The 20,185-nt window shown below is 67.0% G+C and carries 18 protein-coding genes; 3 read left to right on the forward strand and 15 right to left on the reverse strand.

What is annotated here, in order from left to right:
* Positions 1–2: 2 nt before the first annotated feature.
* From ABQY64_RS08545 to ABQY64_RS08560, 4 genes are all read right to left on the reverse strand, one after another.
* Positions 3–419 (reverse strand): hypothetical protein, encoded by a 417-nt coding sequence (locus ABQY64_RS08545; protein WP_104574155.1) that lies wholly within the window; start codon positions 417–419, stop codon positions 3–5.
* Positions 420–591: 172 nt separating this feature from the next.
* Positions 592–2,703, reverse strand: a complete 2,112-nt coding sequence (locus ABQY64_RS08550) for a methyl-accepting chemotaxis protein (protein WP_039520705.1) — start codon at positions 2,701–2,703, stop codon at positions 592–594.
* Between the two features lie 453 nt (positions 2,704–3,156).
* Positions 3,157–4,341, reverse strand: a complete 1,185-nt coding sequence (locus ABQY64_RS08555) for an FAD-dependent monooxygenase (protein WP_349779989.1) — start codon at positions 4,339–4,341, stop codon at positions 3,157–3,159.
* Between the two features lie 37 nt (positions 4,342–4,378).
* Positions 4,379–4,843, reverse strand: coding sequence for a MarR family winged helix-turn-helix transcriptional regulator (locus tag ABQY64_RS08560; RefSeq protein WP_349780033.1), 465 nt, complete (start codon positions 4,841–4,843; stop codon positions 4,379–4,381).
* A 417-nt stretch (positions 4,844–5,260) separates the two neighbouring features.
* Between ABQY64_RS08560 and ABQY64_RS08565 the strand changes: the two genes are divergently transcribed.
* A complete protein-coding gene (locus ABQY64_RS08565) occupies positions 5,261–8,119 on the forward strand; it encodes a PAS domain-containing protein (RefSeq protein WP_349779990.1) in 2,859 nt (952 codons plus the stop codon).
* Between the two features lie 40 nt (positions 8,120–8,159).
* On the opposite strand, the gene ABQY64_RS08570 is transcribed toward ABQY64_RS08565, so the two are convergent.
* On the reverse strand, positions 8,160–8,504 hold the full coding sequence (locus tag ABQY64_RS08570) for a response regulator (protein ID WP_039520710.1): 345 nt from the start codon (positions 8,502–8,504) through the stop codon (positions 8,160–8,162).
* A gap of 237 nt (positions 8,505–8,741) precedes the next feature.
* Here ABQY64_RS08570 and ABQY64_RS08575 point away from each other — a divergent pair, with 237 nt between their 5' ends.
* Positions 8,742–10,256, forward strand: a complete 1,515-nt coding sequence (locus ABQY64_RS08575) for an ATPase domain-containing protein (RefSeq protein ID WP_047125551.1) — start codon at positions 8,742–8,744, stop codon at positions 10,254–10,256.
* Positions 10,243–12,315 (forward strand): PAS domain-containing protein, encoded by a 2,073-nt coding sequence (locus tag ABQY64_RS08580; protein ID WP_104593475.1) that lies wholly within the window; start codon positions 10,243–10,245, stop codon positions 12,313–12,315. Before ABQY64_RS08575 ends, ABQY64_RS08580 begins: the two co-directional genes overlap by 14 nt.
* A 96-nt stretch (positions 12,316–12,411) precedes the next feature.
* Here the strand turns inward: ABQY64_RS08580 and ABQY64_RS08585 are convergent, their stop codons facing one another.
* From ABQY64_RS08585 to ABQY64_RS08630, 10 genes are all read right to left on the reverse strand, one after another.
* The gene (locus ABQY64_RS08585; RefSeq protein ID WP_039527898.1) at positions 12,412–13,116 is read right to left on the reverse strand and encodes a tetratricopeptide repeat protein; all 705 of its coding nucleotides are present in this window, start codon (positions 13,114–13,116) and stop codon (positions 12,412–12,414) included.
* Positions 13,110–13,592, reverse strand: coding sequence for a cytochrome c-type biogenesis protein (locus ABQY64_RS08590; protein ID WP_127158432.1), 483 nt, complete (start codon positions 13,590–13,592; stop codon positions 13,110–13,112). The genes ABQY64_RS08585 and ABQY64_RS08590 overlap by 7 nt, the downstream gene beginning before the upstream one ends.
* Complete coding sequence (locus ABQY64_RS08595) at positions 13,592–14,134, reverse strand: DsbE family thiol:disulfide interchange protein (RefSeq protein ID WP_065049065.1); 543 nt, start codon at positions 14,132–14,134, stop codon at positions 13,592–13,594. The genes ABQY64_RS08590 and ABQY64_RS08595 overlap by 1 nt, the downstream gene beginning before the upstream one ends.
* The gene (locus tag ABQY64_RS08600; protein WP_024940341.1) at positions 14,131–16,119 is read right to left on the reverse strand and encodes a heme lyase CcmF/NrfE family subunit; all 1,989 of its coding nucleotides are present in this window, start codon (positions 16,117–16,119) and stop codon (positions 14,131–14,133) included. Before ABQY64_RS08600 ends, ABQY64_RS08595 begins: the two co-directional genes overlap by 4 nt.
* Before the next feature lie 62 nt (positions 16,120–16,181).
* Entirely contained in the window at positions 16,182–16,652 is a 471-nt protein-coding gene (gene ccmE, locus ABQY64_RS08605) for a cytochrome c maturation protein CcmE (RefSeq protein WP_039527891.1), read from the reverse strand.
* Entirely contained in the window at positions 16,649–16,858 is a 210-nt protein-coding gene (gene ccmD / locus ABQY64_RS08610; protein ID WP_127158433.1) for a heme exporter protein CcmD, read from the reverse strand. Before ccmD ends, ccmE begins: the two co-directional genes overlap by 4 nt.
* On the reverse strand, positions 16,855–17,613 hold the full coding sequence (gene ccmC, locus ABQY64_RS08615) for a heme ABC transporter permease CcmC (RefSeq protein ID WP_127158434.1): 759 nt from the start codon (positions 17,611–17,613) through the stop codon (positions 16,855–16,857). The genes ccmD and ccmC overlap by 4 nt, the downstream gene beginning before the upstream one ends.
* A gap of 10 nt (positions 17,614–17,623) precedes the next feature.
* Positions 17,624–18,934, reverse strand: a complete 1,311-nt coding sequence (locus ABQY64_RS08620; protein WP_104552731.1) for a S8 family serine peptidase — start codon at positions 18,932–18,934, stop codon at positions 17,624–17,626.
* Positions 18,931–19,584, reverse strand: a complete 654-nt coding sequence (locus ABQY64_RS08625) for a zf-HC2 domain-containing protein (protein WP_164739400.1) — start codon at positions 19,582–19,584, stop codon at positions 18,931–18,933. The genes ABQY64_RS08620 and ABQY64_RS08625 overlap by 4 nt, the downstream gene beginning before the upstream one ends.
* Entirely contained in the window at positions 19,581–20,162 is a 582-nt protein-coding gene (locus tag ABQY64_RS08630; RefSeq protein ID WP_016902094.1) for a sigma-70 family RNA polymerase sigma factor, read from the reverse strand. The genes ABQY64_RS08625 and ABQY64_RS08630 overlap by 4 nt, the downstream gene beginning before the upstream one ends.
* Between the last annotated feature and the right edge of the window lie 23 nt (positions 20,163–20,185).

Here is a 20,185-nt window from a genome sequence, read left to right on the forward strand (position 1 = left end):
GATCAACGGCCACCCTGAAAGCGAAAGGTGAAGCGCATGTCCGACGTGGCGGCCGTTGCCGAGTCTGCTGGCGGGGCAGTGGCGGCGACCAACGTCAACTGGCCATCGGCCACAGGCACCGGGATGCCAAGCGTGAGATCGATCTGTTTGGACCAGCCGCCGCCGAGCACGGTGGCCCTGACGATCAGCCGGCCTGCCACGACGCATTGCACCTCGGCCGGGCAACGGCTGTCTTCGATGACGCGGTCGGGACGAACCTTGGGGCCATCGACCGCCGCGATTTCTCCCAGCCGCACCGGGCCTTCGATGGGCTGGCTGGCAATGGGTCCTGCCGCTGCACACGCGGCAAGCCAGGCGACCAGAAGCGTTGCAAGCACCAGCCTGCGGACGGGTCGGAGACGTTCCATGGCGGCAATCATGCCCGTGTGTTGTGGAGATGCAAACTGATGTCTCGGTGCGCTGTGCGGATGTAGCGACCACATCAATGCGATGCAGTGTCACTTCGCCGTGATGCGCTCGCGCAAGTGCGCAACATTGCGCGAGCGCAGGCAGCAATATGGCCAGTCGCTAAGGATCGCGCTACCCGGCCAGTCAGATCACCGAGGCATTGACCTTAAACACCTCGACCGCCTGCGTCAGCTGGGTCGAATGCGCTTCCAGCGAGCGCGCCGCCGTGCTCGCAGCTTCGACCAGGCTGACGTTCTGCTGGGTGGTTTCGTCCATCTGGGCGATGGTCAGGTTGACCTGTTCGATGCCGCCGGCCTGTTCCTGCGAGGCGGCGGAGATGTGGCCCATGATGTCGGTGACATGCTGGACGCTGGTGACGACCTCGCCCATGGTGGTGCCGGCCTTGTGCACCAGCGTTGCACCGTCGGCGACGCGTTGCACGGAGTCGTCGATCAGGCGTTTGATCTCCTTGGCGGCGTCCGATGAGCGGTGCGAGAGGGTGCGCACTTCCGAGGCCACCACGGCAAAACCGCGGCCTTGTTCGCCGGCGCGTGCGGCCTCGACGGCGGCATTGAGCGCGAGGATGTTGGTCTGGAAGGCGATGCCGTCGATGACCGAGATGATGTCGGCAATACGCCTGGACGAGGCTTCGATGCCGGACATCTGTTCGATGACCTGGCCGACCACGTCGCGTCCCTCCGAGGCGATGGCGGCGGCGCCCAGCGCGAGCTGGTTGGCGCGGCCGGCGTGCTCGGCATTCTGCTTGACGGTGGAGGTGAGTTCTTCCATCGAGGCGGCGGTTTCTTCCAGGCTGGCGGCCTGCTGTTCGCTGCGGCGGGACAGTTCCTGGTTGCCGCTGGCGATGTCTTCGGCGGCAAAGCCGATGCTGTTGGAGGTGGTCTGGATATGCGTGACGATGTCGGTCAGGCGATGCACGGTGCTGTTGGCATCGTCGCGCATGGAGGCGAACACGCCGTGGAAGTTGCCGGTCATGCGCACGGTCAGGTCGCCATCGGCGATGCACCGCAGCAGGTCGGAAAACCTGGCCAGGTTGGTGTCGGAGGTGGCCATCATGGTGTTGAGGTTTTCGACCATCAGGCGGAAGTCGTGTTCGAACTTTTCCGGCTGGCCGCGCAGCGCGAAGTTACCGGCGCAGGCAGCCTGGGTGAGCTGCTGGATCTGCGCGTTGATGGCGCGCAGGTTCTGCTTGACCTGCTGCATGGTGGCGGTGATGGCGGCTTTCTCGCCAGGGTATTGCTCGATTTCGGGGGCCAGGTCGCCGATGGCATAGCTGCCCATGACTTCGGTCATGCGCAGCTGGGTCTGCACGTGCGCATGCACTAAAGCGTTGGTGTCCTGCACCATGTGCCCGTATTCGCCGGGGAACTGCTGGGCGTCGGTGCGGTAGCTGATCTCGCCGGCATCGTGGCGGGCCGCCATGCTGCGCTGGGCGGAGATCACATCCTGCAGGCGGCGCTGCATCTGTTGCATGGCGCGCAGCAGCTGGCCGGATTCGTCCTTGCTGGTGGGCAGGTCCTGGCTGCGCAGGTCACCGTCATTGATGCGCTCGGCCAGCCGCAGCGATTGGCGCAAGGGCAGCACCACGCTGCGGGTCAGCAACCACGCAATGGTGGCGCCCAGCAGCAAGGCAATGACGGTGGAGACCACCATCAGCATTGCAAAGCCGCGCGCGGTAGTGACCGCATCCTTGGCGGCCGCGCGGTTCTTGGCCTCCTGCAGGTCGATGAAGGCATTGATGCTGGCCAGCCAGGCGACGAAGGCGGGGCGCGCCTGCTGCAGCAGGCGTTGTTCGGCATGCGGCTTGTCGGCGCCATCGCGGAACGCGCGCACCTGCGCGATCAACGGCATGGTGCGCTGCTCAATGGCCTTGATCCGCTGGAGGATGGCCTTTTCTTCCGCGTCTGTGGAGGCCGCGATCATGTCGTCCAGTGGCTTGGCGGAGCGGGCGTAGTCCGCGGCGAGCTTGTCGATCGATTGTTCTGCCGTGTGCCGGTCTGCCGGGTCGTCCAGCAGCACGACATCGCGCAGGGCGATCGCGCGGTCGTGCACGCTGCCGCGGAAATTGATCGCATAGCGTTGCTTGACGCTGTTCACTTCGTTGATGGCGGTGAGCTGCTGGTCGATGCTGCGTACGCGCTGGATGCCGACGACGGTGAGGATCACCATCAGGACAATGATCGCGAGGAAGCCGAGGGCCAGGCGCTGACCGATGCGCAGATTCGAAAGCAGGGACATAGGGAGTTTGATCGGTGATCCGGCGAGCGGAAGAGCGGGGAGAATCCCAGCAACAGCTGGGAGGCGATGCGCCCGGGACACCGATGGGGTCGGCAGCGTTGCCGCTGCACGAAGGATGTCTCGACCTGTTCGTTAGCGGCTTGCGTCAGCGGAAATGAAACCGCCGGCGGCGGCAGGATTCATCCACGGTTGGCTTCGCAATGCCATCAGGCCGGGGCGATCAGGCAGCGAGCAATTACATTCTGACTTCGATTTCGTGCGGGGACGCAAGCCATCGGTCGCGGCCGCAGCGCAGTGCTGCGGTGCCGGTCAGCGCCAGGGCAGAAGCGGATTCAGGCTCAGCGAATGGCCTAGGCGTGGAAACGGCCGCGGCGCCGGAGCCGCGGCCGATGGCAGGCGTCGATCAGCACGCACCGTGCTGCCACCGCAGCACAGCCGCCGAGCCAGACAGCCTCACTCATAGCGCGACAGATCCGGCGCCTTCATCGACGGCGTCATCAGCTTGGCGGCAATGTTCTGGAGGCTGGGTTGGCTGGCGAATTTCAGTGCGCCGTGCAGCAGCTGGATGCCGAGCCGGCTGTGCGGGTTCATCAGGCGCGGGCCGATCTTCGGCACGCCCTGTCCCTGTTCCACCATCGGCCGCATGGCGTCGGCGTAGGCGGCGAAGGCTTGTTCCAGCGTCGCGGCGCGTGCAATCTCGTTGGCCAGCACGTAGCCGCCGGTGACCGCCAGGGTGGCGCCGATGCCGGCCAGCGGGGTTGCGCACCAGGCCGCGTCGCCGGTCAGCACGACGCGGCCGGCGTGCCAGCGCGGCATGCGCACCTGCCGCAAGGCATCGAAGTAGAAATCGTCGGTGGTGTCCATGCCGTCCAGCACCCGCGCAGCCTGCCAGCCGGCGTCGGCGAAGCGTTCGCGCAGATAGGCCTTCTGGGTCGCCATGTCCCAGTCCTGCTCGCCCTCGGGGACTTTCTGCAGCGACAGCATGGCGCGCGTGGTGCCGTGCTGGTCCGGGCGCAACGAGATGCTGCGCCCGCCGGTGGTGTGATACCAGCGCCACAGGCGGTCGTCGTCGGCGGTGCGTGCGATGGTGAAGTAGGCAATGGTCAGATCCATCCAGCGCGGGTCGTTCTCGCCGGGAAACACCAGCTCGCGTGTGGCCGAGCCGACGCCTTCGGCGACGATGACGGCATCGAAGTGGTCGCTGCGTCCGCTCTGGAAGCGGACGGTGGCAGCCTCGCCGTCGTCGTCGATGCTGGCGATGCGGTCGCCGAACCGGTACTCGGCCGTCTGGCGGGCGGCGTCGTAGAGCAGGCGGGCGAGGTCGCCGCGCAGGATTTCCAGCTCTGCGGTCGGGCCATCGCCATCGATGTCGTCGGTCTTGAAGGTCGCCACCGCATGGCCGTGGTCGTCGACCCAGGCGGTGCCTTCCTCACCGGTGCCGTGATCGAGTGCGGCCTGCTCCAGGCCCATGCGCTGCAGGACCTCGCGGCCGACCCCGCGCACGTCGATGTTCTGGCCGCCATCGCGAAACTGCGCGGCCTGCTCGACGACGCTGACGTCGAATCCCTGCCGGGCGAGCGCCCAGGCCACGGTGTTGCCGGCGACGCTTGCGCCGGTGATGAGGATGCGACGCGCCATGACAGATCACCCGGAAGAATAAATATCAGAAGTGATATTACATGTCTCGGTCGCGCTGCTCCAGGTTGGCGATCAGGCGCTGCATGAACGCGACAGTCTGCTGCGCCTCCTCGGGCGAGAAGTCCTTCAGCGCATCGGCATTGAGATCGATCAGTATCTTGCCGCCGATCTCGGCGATCTTGCGCCCACGCGGCGTGAGCGAGACCACCGCAGCGCGGCGGTCCTGCGGCGCCGGGGCGCGCTCGATCAGCTTCAGGCCCTCCAGCTTGTCCAGCAGGGCCACCATTGCCGGCTGCTTCACCGCGGAGTCGATCACCAGGTCGCGTTGCAGCATCGGCCCTTTCCAGGACAGCAGCATGATCGGCCCGATCAGTGCCAGCGACACGCCATGCGGCCGCAGTTGCGCATCCACCAGACGATTGAAGACCCGCGCAGCGTGGTTGGCCAGATACCCCGGTGCGACCGCAGCCAGCGGGTGAATGAGTACGTCGCGATCCTGCATCTGCGTTACCGTGCCACGCCTTTCGGCCATCTCGCGATTTTATCCGGGCACGCGCACCACGGGGCATTGCCTGCGCGCCGCAGCGAGGGATCCATGCCGGCTGCCGCGTGGCAACGTGCGCCATGGTGGGGCCGGCGCGCAGTCAGCAGGCATCGTCACCTGAGTGTTGTAACGTAGGCGGGCGCTGCACGCCGGGCAGGGCGCCCACGGCGATGCCGGATGGCGCTGGTGGCAGGTCAGGCCGGCAGGTCGGCCTTGCCGATCCTGCCAGCCGGCGATGCGCGGCGTTGGCCCCTGGTTCTTCTTCAATGGTTCGTCAAAGATGCTTGTTTGGGTGATTGGTAAACCGGCCGCGCACCGCGTTGCGCATTGCACGCAGGACGACTGCCGCTGGACGGCAGCGCGATCGGGCGCCGCATGAGCGCGTCGTTTCCGTATGGCGACAGCGCCATGGCGCAGGCCGTGCGCGCCTACGATTGGGCCGCAACACCGCTGGGGCCGACCACGCAATGGCCGTCGCCGCTGCGCAATGCGGTCAGCCTGATGCTCAGCTCGCCGGAAAGCATGTATGTGGTGTGGGGCGATGCGCTGACCTTCTTCTACAACGATGCCTATACGCCGATCCTGGGGCCGCGGCAGCCGCATGCGCTGGGTGCGCCGCTGCAGGAACTGTGGGCCGATGCCTGGGAGGCGGTGCGTGCGCCAATCGAGGCCGCGTTCGCGGGGCGCGCCTCGCGCTTCGAGGAAGTGCCGATCGGCATGAACCGCTACGGCACGCCGGAAGACACCTGGTGGACGTTCTCGTTCTCGCCGATCTATCTGGACGATGGACGTGTGGGCGGCGCGTTCTGCGTCACCAACGAAGTCACCGACCGCAAGGTGGCGCAAAACCGGCTTGCCGATGAGCACGAGCGGCTGATCCGGTTGTTCGAGCAGGCGCCGATGTTCATGGCGTTCCTGAGCGGTCCGCAACATCGGGTGGAGTTCGCCAACCCGTGCTATTCGCGCCTGATCGGGCACCGCGACGTGATCGGCAAACCGCTGGCCGAGGCCTTGCCGGATCTGGTCGAGCAGGGGCATCTGCATCGCCTGGACGAGGTGTACCAGTCCGGGCGTGCCTATGCGGCCAATGCGCTGGCCTATAACGTGCAGGCCGAGCCGGGCGGCCCGGTGGAGCGACGCCTGCTGGATCTGGTCTACCAGCCGATCGCCGGCGCCGACGGCACCGTCTCCGGCATCTTCGTGCAGGGCCTGGACATCACCGACCGCATCGGCCTGGAACGCGCGGTGCGCGAGGCGGAAGTGCGCAACCGGCAGATCCTGGACAGCGTGATGGACTACGCGATCATCGCCACCGACCTGCACGGCCTGGTCACGTCCTGGAACGAAGGCGCGCAGCGCATTCTGGGCTGGAGCGAAGCCGAAATGCTGGGCCAGACGCTGGAGCGCACCTTCACCCCGGAAGATGTGGAGCGCCGGCAGATCCTGATCGAGGCGGCGGCGGCGCTGGAAAGCGGCAGCGGCATGGACGAGCGCTGGCATGTGCGCAAGTCCGGCCAGCGTTTCTGGGCGAACGGGTCGCTGATGGTGCTGCGCGACGAAACCGGTGCGGCGATCGGCTTTGTCAAGGTGCTGCGCGACCGCACCGCCGAGCGGCTGGCCAGCGAAGCCCTGCGCGAGAGCGAGCGCCGGCTGGATGCGCTGGTGCGCGCGTCCTCGCAGTCGATCTTCTCGGCCAGCGCCGACTGGCGCGAGCTTCGCCAGCTGGTTGGCGAGGGGGCGCTGAGCGATGCGCTCTCGGCAAGCTTGAACTGGCAGCAGGAGATGGTGCACCCGGACGATCGCGCGCGGCTGGCCGAAGCCATTGCGCATTCGATCGTCAACAAGACCGGGCTGGATGTGGAATACCGCGTGCTGGATGCCGATCAGCGGGTGGGTTGGACCCTGATGCGCGCGATTCCCCTGCTGGACGAGCGCGAGCAGATCGTGGAGTGGTTCGGCACCGCTGCCGACATCACCGACAAGCGGCTGGCCGAACAGCAGCTGCGCCAGCTGACCGAAACGCTGGAAGAGCGCGTGCGCGAACGCAGCGCGGCGCTGCTGCTGGCCGAGGAAAAGCTGCGCCAGAGCCAGAAGATGGAGGCGGTCGGCCAGCTGACCGGCGGGCTGGCGCACGACTTCAACAATCTGCTGACGGCGATCAGCGTCGGTCTGGAGCTGTTGCAGACGCGCATCGAACAGGGCAAGTACGACCGCCTGGAGCGCTACGTGGAAATGGCGCAATCCAGCGCCGCGCGCGCCACCGCATTGACCCAGCGGCTGCTGGCGTTTTCGCGCCGGCAGACCCTGGCGCCCACCGCGCTGGACGTGCAGGCACTGGTGCAGGGCATGCACGACATCATCGCGCGCACGCTGGGGCCTTCGATCGCCTTGCGGCTGCGCCCTGCAGCCGACCCCTGGAAAGTGCTGGTGGATGCGCCGCAGCTGGAAAACGCGCTATTGAACCTGTGCATCAACGCGCGCGATGCGATGCCCGATGGCGGGGAGCTCACCATCGCCGTCGCCAACCGGGTGCTGGACGCCGGCGCCGCCCAGCAGCTGGACCTGCCGATCGGCGAGTACGTGTGCCTGAGCGTGCAGGACACCGGCACCGGCATGAGCGCCGATGTGATGTCCAAGGTGTTCGAGCCGTTCTTCACCACCAAGCCGATCGGGCAGGGCACCGGTCTGGGCTTGTCGATGATCTACGGATTCACCCGCCAGTCCGGCGGCCACGTGCGCATCGATTCGGAGGTGGGCGTCGGCACCACGATGGCGCTGTACCTGCCGCGCTTCGATGGCGTGCTGGCGCAGGACGAGGCAGTGCCGGCGACCGAGCAACCGCTGCGTTCCACCGCGCCAAGCTGCACGGTGCTGCTGGTGGAAGACGAAACCGCGATCCGCGTGCTGATGTCCGAAGTGCTGAGCGAAGCGGGCTACCGCGTCATCGAGACCGCCGAAGGCAGCGCCGCAGTGGAGCGCCTGCGCTCGCAGGAGACGATCGATCTGCTGGTGACCGACGTCGGCCTGACCGGCGGATTGAACGGACGTCAGGTCGCCGACGCGGGGCGGCAGTCGCGGCCGACGCTGCCCGTGCTGTTCGTCACCGGCTACGCGGCAACCGCGGCGGTGGGCGCCGGGCAACTGGAGGAGGGCATGGAGGTGCTGACCAAGCCGTTTTTGGCCGTGGACCTGGAACGCCGCGTGGCGCAGCTGCTGGAGCGCAAATCGCACTGAGGCCTGCATGCAGGCCTGGCGATGATTGGGTCGGGCTTGCTTACAGCGCGGTCTGCACGATGCCCAGCAGGTCGCGCAACGAAAACGGCTTGGTCAATAGACGCATGCCGGTATCGAGAAAATCCGCGCGTTTGGCAATGGACCCGGCATAGCCGGTCATGAACACGATGGGCAGGGCGGGATACAGACGGCGCGCATTGTCGGCAAGGTCGCGCCCGTTCATGCCGGGCAGGCAGATATCAGAGAGCAGCAGATCGAACGGACGCGCCTGGTTGAGCTGCTCCAGCGCCTGCTCGGCGTCTGCCGACGCGGTGACCTGGTAGCCCTCGTCACCCAGGATATCTGCGGTCATCGCACGAATGGCATCGTCGTCTTCGACCAGCAAGATACGGGCGTTACATGATGCGTGATTCACCGCTGTCCTCGAGCGATCGCAACCATGCGATGCACTTCAGGCGTAACGCTAGGCCCACGCGCGTGACGAACGTGTCGGAACTGTCATAAAGCGCGGCGCAGGTCACAGCACTCTACCGATATCGCGGACGCTCAGCTCGCGCCAAGCAAGCTGATCCATTCATTGGTGCGCAGCGGCCAGTGATGCGCCCGTGATAAATTTAAACCTATGGGAAATCTGAAGCCGATGATCGCAAACCGCATTACGACTGGTACGACGGGGCTTGACACCATCCTGCGCGGCGGCCTGCCGCCCAACCGCCTGTACCTGCTGGAGGGCCAGCCGGGCTCGGGCAAGACCACCGCGTCGCTGCAGTTCCTGCTCGATGGCGCTGCAAAGGGCGAGAGCTGCCTGTACGTGACCTTGTCGGAAACCATCGACGAGCTCAACGAAGTGGCCGCCTCGCACAATTGGTCGCTGGAGGCGCTGCATATCTTCGAGCTGGCATCGGCCGAGGCGTTTCTGGGCGATGGACGCCAGCAGTCCATCCTGCATCCGTGGGAAATGGAGCTGGATGGCACCATCAAGCTGATCCAGTCCGAGGTGGACCGGGTCAAGCCGACGCGTGTGGTGTTCGACTCGCTGTCCGAGTTGCGCCTGCTGGCGCAGGATTCGCTGCGCTACCGGCGTCAGGTGCTGGCGCTCAAGCAGTTCTTTGCACCGCGCAACATCACCGTGTTCCTGGTCGACGACCTCACCGGCGAGAACGGCGAACGCGATGCGCATCTGCACAGCCTGTGCCACGGGGTGATTTCGCTGGAACGCATGACGCTGGATTTCGGTGCGGCGCGGCGGCGCATGCAGGTGCAGAAATTGCGCGGTGTGGATTTCATCGCCGGCTACCACGACCTCACCATCACCACCGGCGGCATGCGGATCTTTCCGCGGCTGATCGCCTCCGATCACCATGTGCCGTTCATCGGCGATGCGGTGTCCAGTGGCGTGGCGCGGATCGATGCGCTGCTGCACGGGGGGCCGCTGCGCGGCACCAGCACGCTGCTGACCGGGCCTGCCGGCTCGGGCAAGACCAATATCGCGCTGCAGTACGTGACCGCTGCCTGCGAGCGCGGCGAGCATTGCTGCATCCTGGAGTTCGACGAGCGCACCGGCACCTTGCTGACGCGTGCCGAGAGCCTGGGCATGGATCTGCGCAAGTATCTGGACGCCGGCTTGCTGGAACTGCATCAGATGGATCCGGCCGAGCTGACCCCGGGCGAGTTCGCCTGGGCGGTGCGCGCCAGTGTGGAACAGCGCAACTGCCGCGTGCTGGTGATCGACAGCCTCAACGGCTATCTCACCTCCATGCCGCAGGAAAAGCAGCTGATGCTGCAGATGCACGAGCTGCTGTCCTACCTCAACCAGAGCGGTGTGACCACGTTCCTGGTCAATCCGCAGCACGGCCTGGTCGGCACGATGTCCACCGGCAACCTCAATATCTCCTACATGGCCGACACCGTCATCCTGTTCCGCTTCTTCGAGGCGCAGGGGCGCATCCGCAAGGCCTTGTCGGTGATCAAGAACCGCAGTGGCGCGCACGAGGATTCGATCCGCGAGCTGCGCATCGGGACGGGCGGTATCCATCTGAGCGAGCCGCTGGAGAAATTCCACGGCGTGCTGACCGGTACTCCGCATTTCGTTGGGGACGATACGCCGTTGCTGGATCGTCCACTTGACTACCTGTGACCCGGATGGGTCCATCGTCCACATCATCGCGCCGTTCGGCCGCGATGCGGAGAGCATTGCCGGCATTGTCGGCCAGCGCGGACTGACGCGCCGGGTGTACGGCTCGCTGGCTGCGCTGGCCAGCGACCTGCTCGATGCCTCCGGTGTGGTGGTGCTGACCGAGGAAGCGGTGGGCGGCGATCTGCAGCAGCTTTCGCGCATCCTGCAGAGCCAGGCCGCCTGGTCGGATATTCCGTTCGTGCTGCTGCGTGCGCCGCGCGGCACCCATAACGGGCGCCAGGCCACGCTGCCGGCGGAAGTCACCAATGTCATCGAGCTGGAACGGCCGCTGAGTTCGTCGTCGTTGTTGAGCGCGATTTCCACTGCCTTGCGCTCGCGCCAGAAGCAGTTCGTGATCCGCGACCAGATGGAGCAGTTGGCCGAAAGCAAAATGGCCTTGATGTCGAGCGAGGCCGAGCTGCGCCGCGTCACCGATGCGCTGCCGGTGCTGATTGCCTTCATCGACAAGGATCTTATCTACCGCTTCGCCAACCGCTCGTATGAAGACTGGATCGGCATCCCGCCTGCCGAGGTGATCGGGCGCCCGATGGTGGACGTGGTTGGGCCGGCGGTGGTGCAGCAGCGTCGCGCCTGGATCGAGGCCGCACTGGCCGGGCGGGCGTTGACGGTGGAGGCCAGCTGGCCGCACGCCGACGGACGCCGGCGTGATGCGGAGATCCGCTACATGCCGCGCCTGGATGCGGACGGCAAGGTGGACGGCTTTCATGTATTTGCCACCGACATCACCGCGCGCGCGCTGGCGCTGGAATCGATCCAGCAGCAGGCCAGCCTGCTCGAGGTCAAGGTGGCCGAGCGCACCGCCGAGCTGCAGCAGCAGATGCTGGCACGCGAGTCCAGCGAGGCGGCATTGCGCCAGGCGCAGAAGATGGAAGCGGTGGGCCAGCTCACCGGCGGCATCGCACATGACTTCAACAACATGCTGACCGGCATCCTGTCGGCGCTGGATCTGGCGCGCCTGCGCATCGACCAGGGTCGCACCGAAGGGCTGGGCCGCTTTCTGGATGTGGCGTCGGCGTCGGCCCTGCGCGCGGCCGCACTGACGCAACGGCTGCTGGCGTTTTCGCGCCGGCAATCGCTGGAAGCGCGGCATCTGCATCTGAACGACCTGGTGGTGTCGCTGCAGGAATTGCTGGCGCGCACGCTGGGCGAATCGGTGCATCTGGAAACCGATCTGCAGGCCGACCTGCCGCAGGCGTATGTCGACGAAAACCAGCTGGAAAGCGCGCTGCTCAACCTGGCGATCAATGCCCGCGATGCGATGCCCGATGGCGGGCAGTTGCGCATCGCCACCCGGCAGTTGCAGGTCCAAGCGCAACCGCTGGAACTCGGGCGCGGGGTGACGCTGGCGCCGGGCAATTACGCGGTGGTGTCGGTGACCGACAGCGGCGCCGGTATGCCGGCCGATGTGCTGGAGCGTGTGTTCGAACCGTTCTACACCACCAAGCCGATCGGGCAGGGCACCGGCCTGGGCATGTCGATGATCTACGGCTTCATGCAGCAGTCCAACGGGCAGGTGTGGGTGGAGTCCGAGCTGGGAAAGGGCACCACGGTGAGCCTGTATCTGCCTGCCGGTCTCCATCCGCAGGCGCTGTCGCCGCAACCGCAAGCCGGTGCCGTGGTGGCCGGGCGCGGCCAGCAGGTGTTGGTGGTGGAAGACGACGAACAGGTGCGGCTGCTGGTCACCGAACTGCTCAACGAGTTGGGCTATGAGGCCGATGTGGTGGCCGACGCCGATGCGGCGCTGCCGATCCTGGCCTCGCAACGGCGCATCGATCTGCTGGTGACCGACGTGGGCCTGCCCGGACTCAACGGGCGCCAGTTGGCCGAGATTGCGCGGCAGTCGCGGCGGGATCTGCCGGTGATCTTCATGACCGGCTATGCGGAAACCGCGCGCGATCGCGGCGAGTTTCTTGCCGACGGCATGAGCATGATCGCCAAGCCGTTTACGCTGGGCGAGTTCAGCGGAAAGCTGCACGAGGTGTTGGGGCCGTCGGCCTGATGGCGTTGCGCGGTCAATCGCGCCTGACACCACGACGGCGCTGCCGTCGGCTGGCACCGGGGCGGCCTTGATGAGGGATGCAGCCTGAGGTTGGCGTCAGGGCGCTGCGCGCCCGGACTGCCGCGCGCTGGCCAGCGACTCGGCCACGGCGATCTTGTCGGCCACCGCCTTCTGCATCGGCGAGCCGGCGTCGAGCAAGCCATGCAGATGTCGCCAGTGCTCGCTGGCAGCGCGGTAGTCCTGCTGCTGAAAGTCGCTGATGCCCAGCAGCCACAGGCCGCGTTGGTGGTCCGGCTCGCGTGCGACCACCTGTTGCAGGCGGCTGCGTGAGTCGGCGTCGATGGCGAAATCGCTGCGCGTGGCCATGTCCGCGGCCACCCAGCCGACGATGGCGGCGCTGAGATCCGGCGCTATTTTGAGCGCTTGCGCATAGGCCTCACGCGCATCGGCGGGGCGGTTGTCCTGCTCGTGGGTCCTGGCTTGCTGCATCCACGACTCCAGCGCCTGCTCCTGCGCAGCGTCGGCGTTGGCCTCTGCGGCCCGGGCTTGCTCACCAGCGGCGACGGCAGGCGCGTCTGCCGGTTGCGCCGTCGCATACACACGCCGTGCGATCGCGTCCGGCGCGCCGACCAGCCGATACAAGCCGGCCGTGGCGATCGGCAAGCCGAGCACCAGCAGAATCGGCAAGGTGTAGCGTGCGTTGCCATTACGCGCGGGCTGGCGCAGCAACGGCACCAGCACCAACAGCAAGGCGACGACCACCAGCGCGGCGCTTGCGACATAGAAACCGGTCATCACCATTCTTCCTCCGCCTGCGGCGCCACCGGCGTGCCGGCGCGCGCACGTTTGCGCACGGTATGGATCACCACGCCCGCACCGGCACCCAGCAGCAGCAACGGACCGAACCACAGCAGCCAGGTGCCGCGCTTGACCGGCGGGTCGTACAGCACGAAGTCCGAATAGCGATCGACCATGTACTGCTTGATCTGCGCATCGCTCCTGCCGGCCTGCAACTGCGCGAACACCTGGTGGCGCAGATCGCGCGCGAGCTCGGCATTGGAGTCGGCCAGGTTCTCGTTCTGGCACACCAGGCAGCGCAACTGCGCGGTCAGGCGCTGATAACGCGCTTCGTCGCTGCGGTTCTTGAACGGCAGCGGGTCCACCGCCTGCGCCGCCAGCGGCGGTGCAAGCAGCACGCCCAGCAGCAGCACCAGCAGCAGACGCAGTTGCCGGCCGTGCATGCGCCAGTACCAGCGCCAAACCCGGCGCGCCGCCATCACCGCGTGCCCCCGGGCAGTGCGGCGATGGCGGGCAGCAGCTCGTCGTTGATGACTGCGGGTGTGAGCACGCCGATGTGCTTGTAGCGGATCACGCCTTGCGCATCGATCAGGAAACTCTCCGGTGCGCCGTAGACACCGAAATCGATCGCGGTCTGGCCGGCTTCATCGGCAATCACCAACGCATACGGATTGCCGTACTGCGCAAGCCAGGCCGTGGCGTCGGCAGGCGCGTCCTTGTAGTTGTAGCCGATCAACGCCACACCGAGCCGGCTGGCCTGCGCCATCAGCACCGGATGTTCGTGCACGCATTCGGCGCACCAACTGCCGAACACGTTGAGGACGTAGGGCTTGCCCAGCAGCTGATCGCGGCTGACCCGTTGCTCGGGCCGATCCAGCCGCGGCAGCGAGAACGCCGGTGCCGGCTTGCCGATCAACGGCGAGGGCACATCGCGCGGGTTGTGCTGCATCGTCCAGTAAATGCCGAAGCCGAACAGCGCCGCCAGCAACAGAAAACCCAGCAAGGGCAGCAGACGGTTCATGCGTGCGATTCCTGCGCAGTGACACTGGTGCCGTGTGCCGGTGCCGTGGCCGCCGTCGTGGCGAGCGCCGGCGCACGGAACCGACGGGCGCAGGCACTGACGAAGCCGCCCAGCATCATCAGCAGGCCGCCGGCCCAGATCCAGCGGATGAAGGGTTTGTAGTACAGCCGCAGCGTCCAGTCGTACTCGATGTGTTGATCGTCCAGCGGCTCGCCGAGCGCGACATACAGATCGCGGGTGATACCGGGGTCGATCGCCGATTCGGTCTGGATGCGCTCGCTGCTGTACAGGCGTTTTTGCGGATGCAATTGCGCAACCAGCTGGCCATCGCGGCTGACCTGCACGCTGCCTTGTTCGGCCTTCCAGTTCGGCCCGTCGATCAGTTGCACGCCGTCGAAGCGGAAGGCGTAACCGGCGATCTCGGCGGTCTGTCCGGGCGACAGCCGCACGTCGCGTTCGACCGACAGGCTTTCCGATACCAGCACGCCGGCCACGAACACCGCCACGCCCGCATGCGCGAGCAGCATGCCGGCCATTTCCGCCGGAAACCGCCGGCCGCGCGGCATCTCGCGCCAGCGCTTGTACATGTACAGCGCGGTGCCGGCCGCCACCCATGCGGCGACGCCGATCCCGGCGATCGCCCTGGGCTGGCCCTCGGCAAACAGGCTGCCGACCAGCGCGCAGGCGACCGCGGCGATGCCGGCGCGCGTGCCCAGTGCCTGCAACGGCGCCGCCTCGGCCTTGCCCCAGCGCAGGTACGGGCCGAACGGCAGCAACAGCATCACCGGCAACATCAGCAGCGGGAACAGCAAGCCGAAGTAGGGCGGCCCCACCGACACCTTGCCCAGGCCGAAGGCATCGGCCACCAGCGGAAACAAGGTGCCCAGCAACACCATCGCCGCCGCCACGGTGAGCAGCAGGTTGCCGATCAGGATCGCGGTCTCGCGCGAGGCGGCGGCGAACGGTTTGCCGCTGGCGATCCGGGGCGCGCGCAGCGCATACAGCAGCAACGAGCCACCGACCACGGCGATCAGGAAGATCAGGATGTACAGGCCACGGCGCGGATCGGCGGCGAAGGCGTGCACCGAGGTCAGCACGCCCGAGCGCACCAGGAAGGTTCCCAGCAACGACAGCGAGAACGCCAGGATCGACAGCAGGATGGTCCAGGCGCGCAGGCTGCCGCGTTTTTCGGTGACCGCCTGGGTGTGGATCAGCGCGGTGCCGACCAGCCACGGCATGAAGCTGGCGTTTTCCACCGGGTCCCAGAACCACCAGCCGCCCCAGCCCAGTTCCGCATACGCCCACCAGCTGCCGGCGACGATGCCGGCGGTGAGGCAGGCCCAGGCCACATTGGTCCACGGCCGCGCCCAGCGCACCCAGGCCTGTTCCAGCTCGCCGCCCAGCAAGGCCGCCACCGCGAACGCAAACGCCACCGAGAAGCCGACATAGCCGGTGTACAGCACCGGCGGGTGGAAGGTCATGCCCGGGTCCTGCAGCACCGGATTGAGTTCGTTGCCATCCAGCGGAATCGGCGACAGCCGCGCGAACGGATTGGAGGTCAGCAGGATGAAGGCGAGAAAGCCCACCGACACCAGCCCCAGCACCGCCAGCACGCGCGCGGCAAAATGCTGCGGCAGATGCCGGCTGAAGGCGGCCAGCAACAGCGTCCAGCTCGACAGGATCGCGATCCACAGCAGCAACGAGCCTTCGTGCGCGCCCCACACCGCGGCAAAGCGGTAGTACCAGGGCAGTGCGATGTTGGCGTTGTCGGCGACATAGCGCACCGAAAAATCCAGCGACAGCAGCGACCAGGCGAGCAGGCCGAACGCCATCCACACGAACAGCGCCTGACCGACCGCGGCAGGCCGCGCAATGCCCATCAACGCGCCATTGCCGCGCCAGGCGCCGATCAGCGGCAGCACGCCCTGGGCGAGCGAGAGCAGTAACGCCAGGATCAGTGCGATCTGGCCGAGTTCAGGCGTCATGGGCGAATCGCATCGTGCAGCGAAGAGGGATCATCGAGGGAAGGCACAGCCTGCGCGCCGCATCAGCGCGGCGCAGACAGCGGCACCGCGGCGGCGGGAATCGGCTTGCCGACATGGCCTTCGGCCATCGCGTCCTTCAGTTCCTTCGGCATATAGGTTTCGTCGTGCTTGGCCAGCACTTCGTTGGCGACGAAGCGCCCGCCCTGCATGCGCCCATTGGCGATCACCGACTGGTTGTCGCGGAACAGGTCCGGAAGAATGCCGGTGTACTCGACCTGCGTCGCAGCATGCTTGTCGATCACGGTGAAGTGGACGGTGAGGCTGTCGGTGGCGCGCTGGATCGAGCCGGCCTTGACCATGCCGCCGAGGCGGAATTGCCGGTAGCTGGCCGCCTCGCCGGCATGTACCTGGCTGGGCGTGAATAGGTAGCTCATGTTCCGCTGCAGCGCGAGCACGATCAGCGTGACCGCCAATGCCGCAGCGGCGAGTGCGCCGATCACCAGCCACAGGCGTTGCTTGCGGGTGGCGTTCATGGGGCTTCACGCTCCAGCGGCGTTGTTGCCGACACTTCGCGCGTGCGCCGCGGCGTTTGCCGTTGCAGCTGGCTGCGCAGCTCGCGCGGCAGGCGGCGGCGACGCAACCATGGCGATGCCAGGTCGGCCAGCAGCACCAGCACGAACAGCGCGTACGCGGTCCACACGTATTGCCCGTAGCCGCCCATCGCCAGCAGGGTCGTCATGCGGTGCGCTCCGTCAGCACGATGCGGCGCGCCCAATCCTTACCGCTTTCCAGGGCGAGCAGGTCCACACGCACGCGGCCGAACAGGCTGGCCAGGTAATAGCACTTGGTCGCCAGCGTCATGGTCAGCAGCGGCCACAGCATGTCCGCGCTCATCGTGGAGGGGCCGAGAAGGCGCACGGTGGAGCCCTGGTGCAGCGTGTTCCACCACACCACCGAGTAATGCACGATCGGCAGATTCACCAGGCCCACCAACGCAAGCAAGCCGGCCGCACGCATCGCCTGGCGGCGGTCTTCCACTGCGTGGTACAGGCCGAGCACGCCCAGATACAGGAACAGCAGCAGCAACTCGGAGGTCAGCCGCGCATCCCAGGTCCACCAGGTGCCCCACATCGGCTTGCCCCACAGCGAGCCGGTGCACAAGGTGATGAAGGTGAAGGCCGCGCCGATCGGCGCCGAGGCCATGGTCACCACCTCGGCCAGCTTGATCCGCCACACCAGCGCAATGAACGCGGATACGCCCATCGCCGCGTAGATGAACAGACTCATCCAGGCGCTGGGTACGTGGATGAAGATGATGCGGTAGGCATCGTGCTGCTGGTAATCCGGCGGCGCCAGCACCAGCCCACCGTAGGCGGCTACCGCACCAAGCAACAGCGCCAGGCCCATTGCCCACGGACGCACGCGTCCGGCCACGCGATAGAAGGTCGGCGGCGAGCTGAGTCTGTGCAGCCACAAGGGAATCCACTTGGCCATGCCGGTGTCGTCAGTTGGAATGTCTGGCGGGAGGCGCCAGCGCCTGCACGGCGGCACCGGCGTTGACCTGCAACTGGCCGTCGGAGAGCTTGCTGGTGCGCTGCATCAGCTCGCGCAATGCAGTGGCGTCCAGCGACGGCGACAGCGACAACAGCAGCGCGACCACGCCGCTGACATGCGCGGTGGCCATCGACGAGCCGGAGGTGAAGTCGTAGCGGCCGTTCGGCTGGGTGGTCAGGATGTCCTTGCCGGGGGCGCTGAGCACGCCCGGCATGGCCGCGGTGGGGCTGCTGCTGCGTACCACCAGCACGCCCGGCACATCGTTGGGAAAGCCGTCCAGCCGGCCGTTGGGCGGCATCGCGGCGACCACGATGCGGCCCTGCTGCACCAGGTGCTGCAGCATCTTGCTCAGCAGCGGGTCGGCCGGGCCGCCAAGGCTCAGGTTGATCACGCGTGCGGAGCTGTTGTTGATCGCCGCCAGCGCCTTGGCCAGGGTGAAGGTGTTGCAGCGTGCGGTGGCGCCGACCGTGGGCGCATACCAGCAGGCCTTGTAGATGCTCAGCATGGCCTTGGGCGCCATGCCGACGATGCCTTGATGGTTGTTGCTGCCGGCGGCGATGATGCCGGCCACCTCGGTGCCGTGCGAGTCGCTGCTGGTCATCACCGGCGAGTCGTCGACCAGGTCGTGCACGTCGCGGATGCGCGCCTTCAGGTCGGCATGCGTGGTGTCCACGCCGGTATCGACCACCGCTACCACCACGCCGCGGCCCTGGGTGACGGTCTGTGCGCTGGCCGCATCGGTGGCGATGAAGCCGCGTTGCAGATCCACGTACGGGTCGTTGTAGCCGGACAGCGCAGTGGTCTTTTCCGATGCGTCGGCGGAAAACACCGAGAAATCCTGCACCGGTTGCACCAGCTCCACGCCGTCGTCGTCAGCCAGCGCGCTGACCAGTTCGTCGCGCGACACCCCCGGCGGCGGCTGCAGCACGGCGCAATACAGACCCAGCGAGGTGATCGGCCAGCCGGAGACTTCGCGCAGCTTGTAGCGCTGCTTGAGTGCTTCCATGCGCACGGCGGCCTTCTGACCGGCGCCGTAATAACTGGAGGCGTAGCCGATTAGGCTGGACCCGGCGCGGGCCGGTGGTGCGCTGAGCGGGTTGGCCACCGCCAGCAGGATGTCGCGGCTGCTGTCGGGCGTGTGCGCATCGGCCGCCGGTGGCGTGCTGGCGCTGGCGGCGGCCTGCGCCGGCTCCTGCGCGGCGGCCTGCGGGCCAAGGCCGATGCAGGCGGCGATGATGCCGATGGCGAGCAGGCGCTTCATGGTGCGGATACGATCTCGGCCATGCGGATGCCCGGGTTGGCGCGCAGCTGCTGCACGGTCTGCTGCGGCTGGACCGGCGGTTGCGGCTGGGCCGGCACCACGGTGTAGGCGCCCATCTCGTTGGGCCCGCCGATCACCTGCAACTGCTGTGCATGTAGCAGGCGGTCCCAGTCGGCCACGGTCATCTTGGCGTCCGGCACCACCCGGATGGCGCCTTGCGGCACCGGCTGGGCGGTGGCGCTGCTGAGCGTGCGGTAGTCGTGCGAGGGCGCGGGCGCGGCCAGCCTGACGCCCATGACGCCCAGGCCGATTGCCTGCACCAACGCTGCGGCCGCCAGGGCGCGCACGGTCCAGCTACCGGAGCGGCGCGCTGCCGGCGGCGCGGGCGCGCTGGCCTGCTCCGGCGCGTCCAGGCGGCCGAGCAGGCGCTGCAGGCCGGCGTTGGCGTCTAGCTTCACTGCCGACGGCAGCGCCAGCGCCTGGCGCAGGCGGTTCTGCTGGGCGAACTCGGCACTGCACGAGGCGCACTTGGCCACGTGCGCGATCAGCCAGGTGTTCTCTTCCTCGGTGGCGCTGTCAAGCAGGACCGCGGGCATCAGTTCCCAGGCGTGCGAGCATTCCTTGCCAGGCGCGATGAAAAACGTCTTCATTGCATGGTCTCCGTATAGGGGGCGCCGCCGGCCAGGCCGGGCAGCACATTGCGTAATTTGACCCGCGCATGGAACAGCCGGGCCTTGATGGTGCCTACCGGGCACTGCATGATCTCGGCCACTTCTTCCAGCTTGTGGCCGACGCCGTAGACCAGTTCGATCACCAGGCGCTGGTCCGGCGACAGCCGTTCCATGCCCTTGTCGAGCCAGTCGCGCAGCTCGCGGTCGTCGTTGTCGTCGGCGCTGGGGGCGTGGTCTTCCACCACCGCGGTATCGTCGATGGCCTCGCCGTCGTGCTGGCGCAGGCATTTGAGGCCGCAGCGGTAGGCGATGCCCATGATCCAGGTCGAGACCTGCGAATCGCCGCGGAAGTCGCCGGCCTTCTGCCAGGCGATCCAGAAACAGTCGTTGATGGCTTCTTCGATGATGTCCGGGCGCCGGGTCAGGCGCGACAGGAAGCGGCACAGCCGGCCGTGATAGCTGGTGTACATGGTGGACAACGCGGCGCGATCGCCCGCCGCCATGCGGCGCAGCAGCATGCGATCGGTGGCATCACCCAGGGTGTCGGAATCATTCATCGAGGCAGGCACGGCTTAGGACG

The sequence above is a fragment of the Xanthomonas sp. WHRI 7065 genome, assembly GCF_040203115.2.
Lineage (GTDB): Bacteria > Pseudomonadota > Gammaproteobacteria > Xanthomonadales > Xanthomonadaceae > Xanthomonas > Xanthomonas arboricola.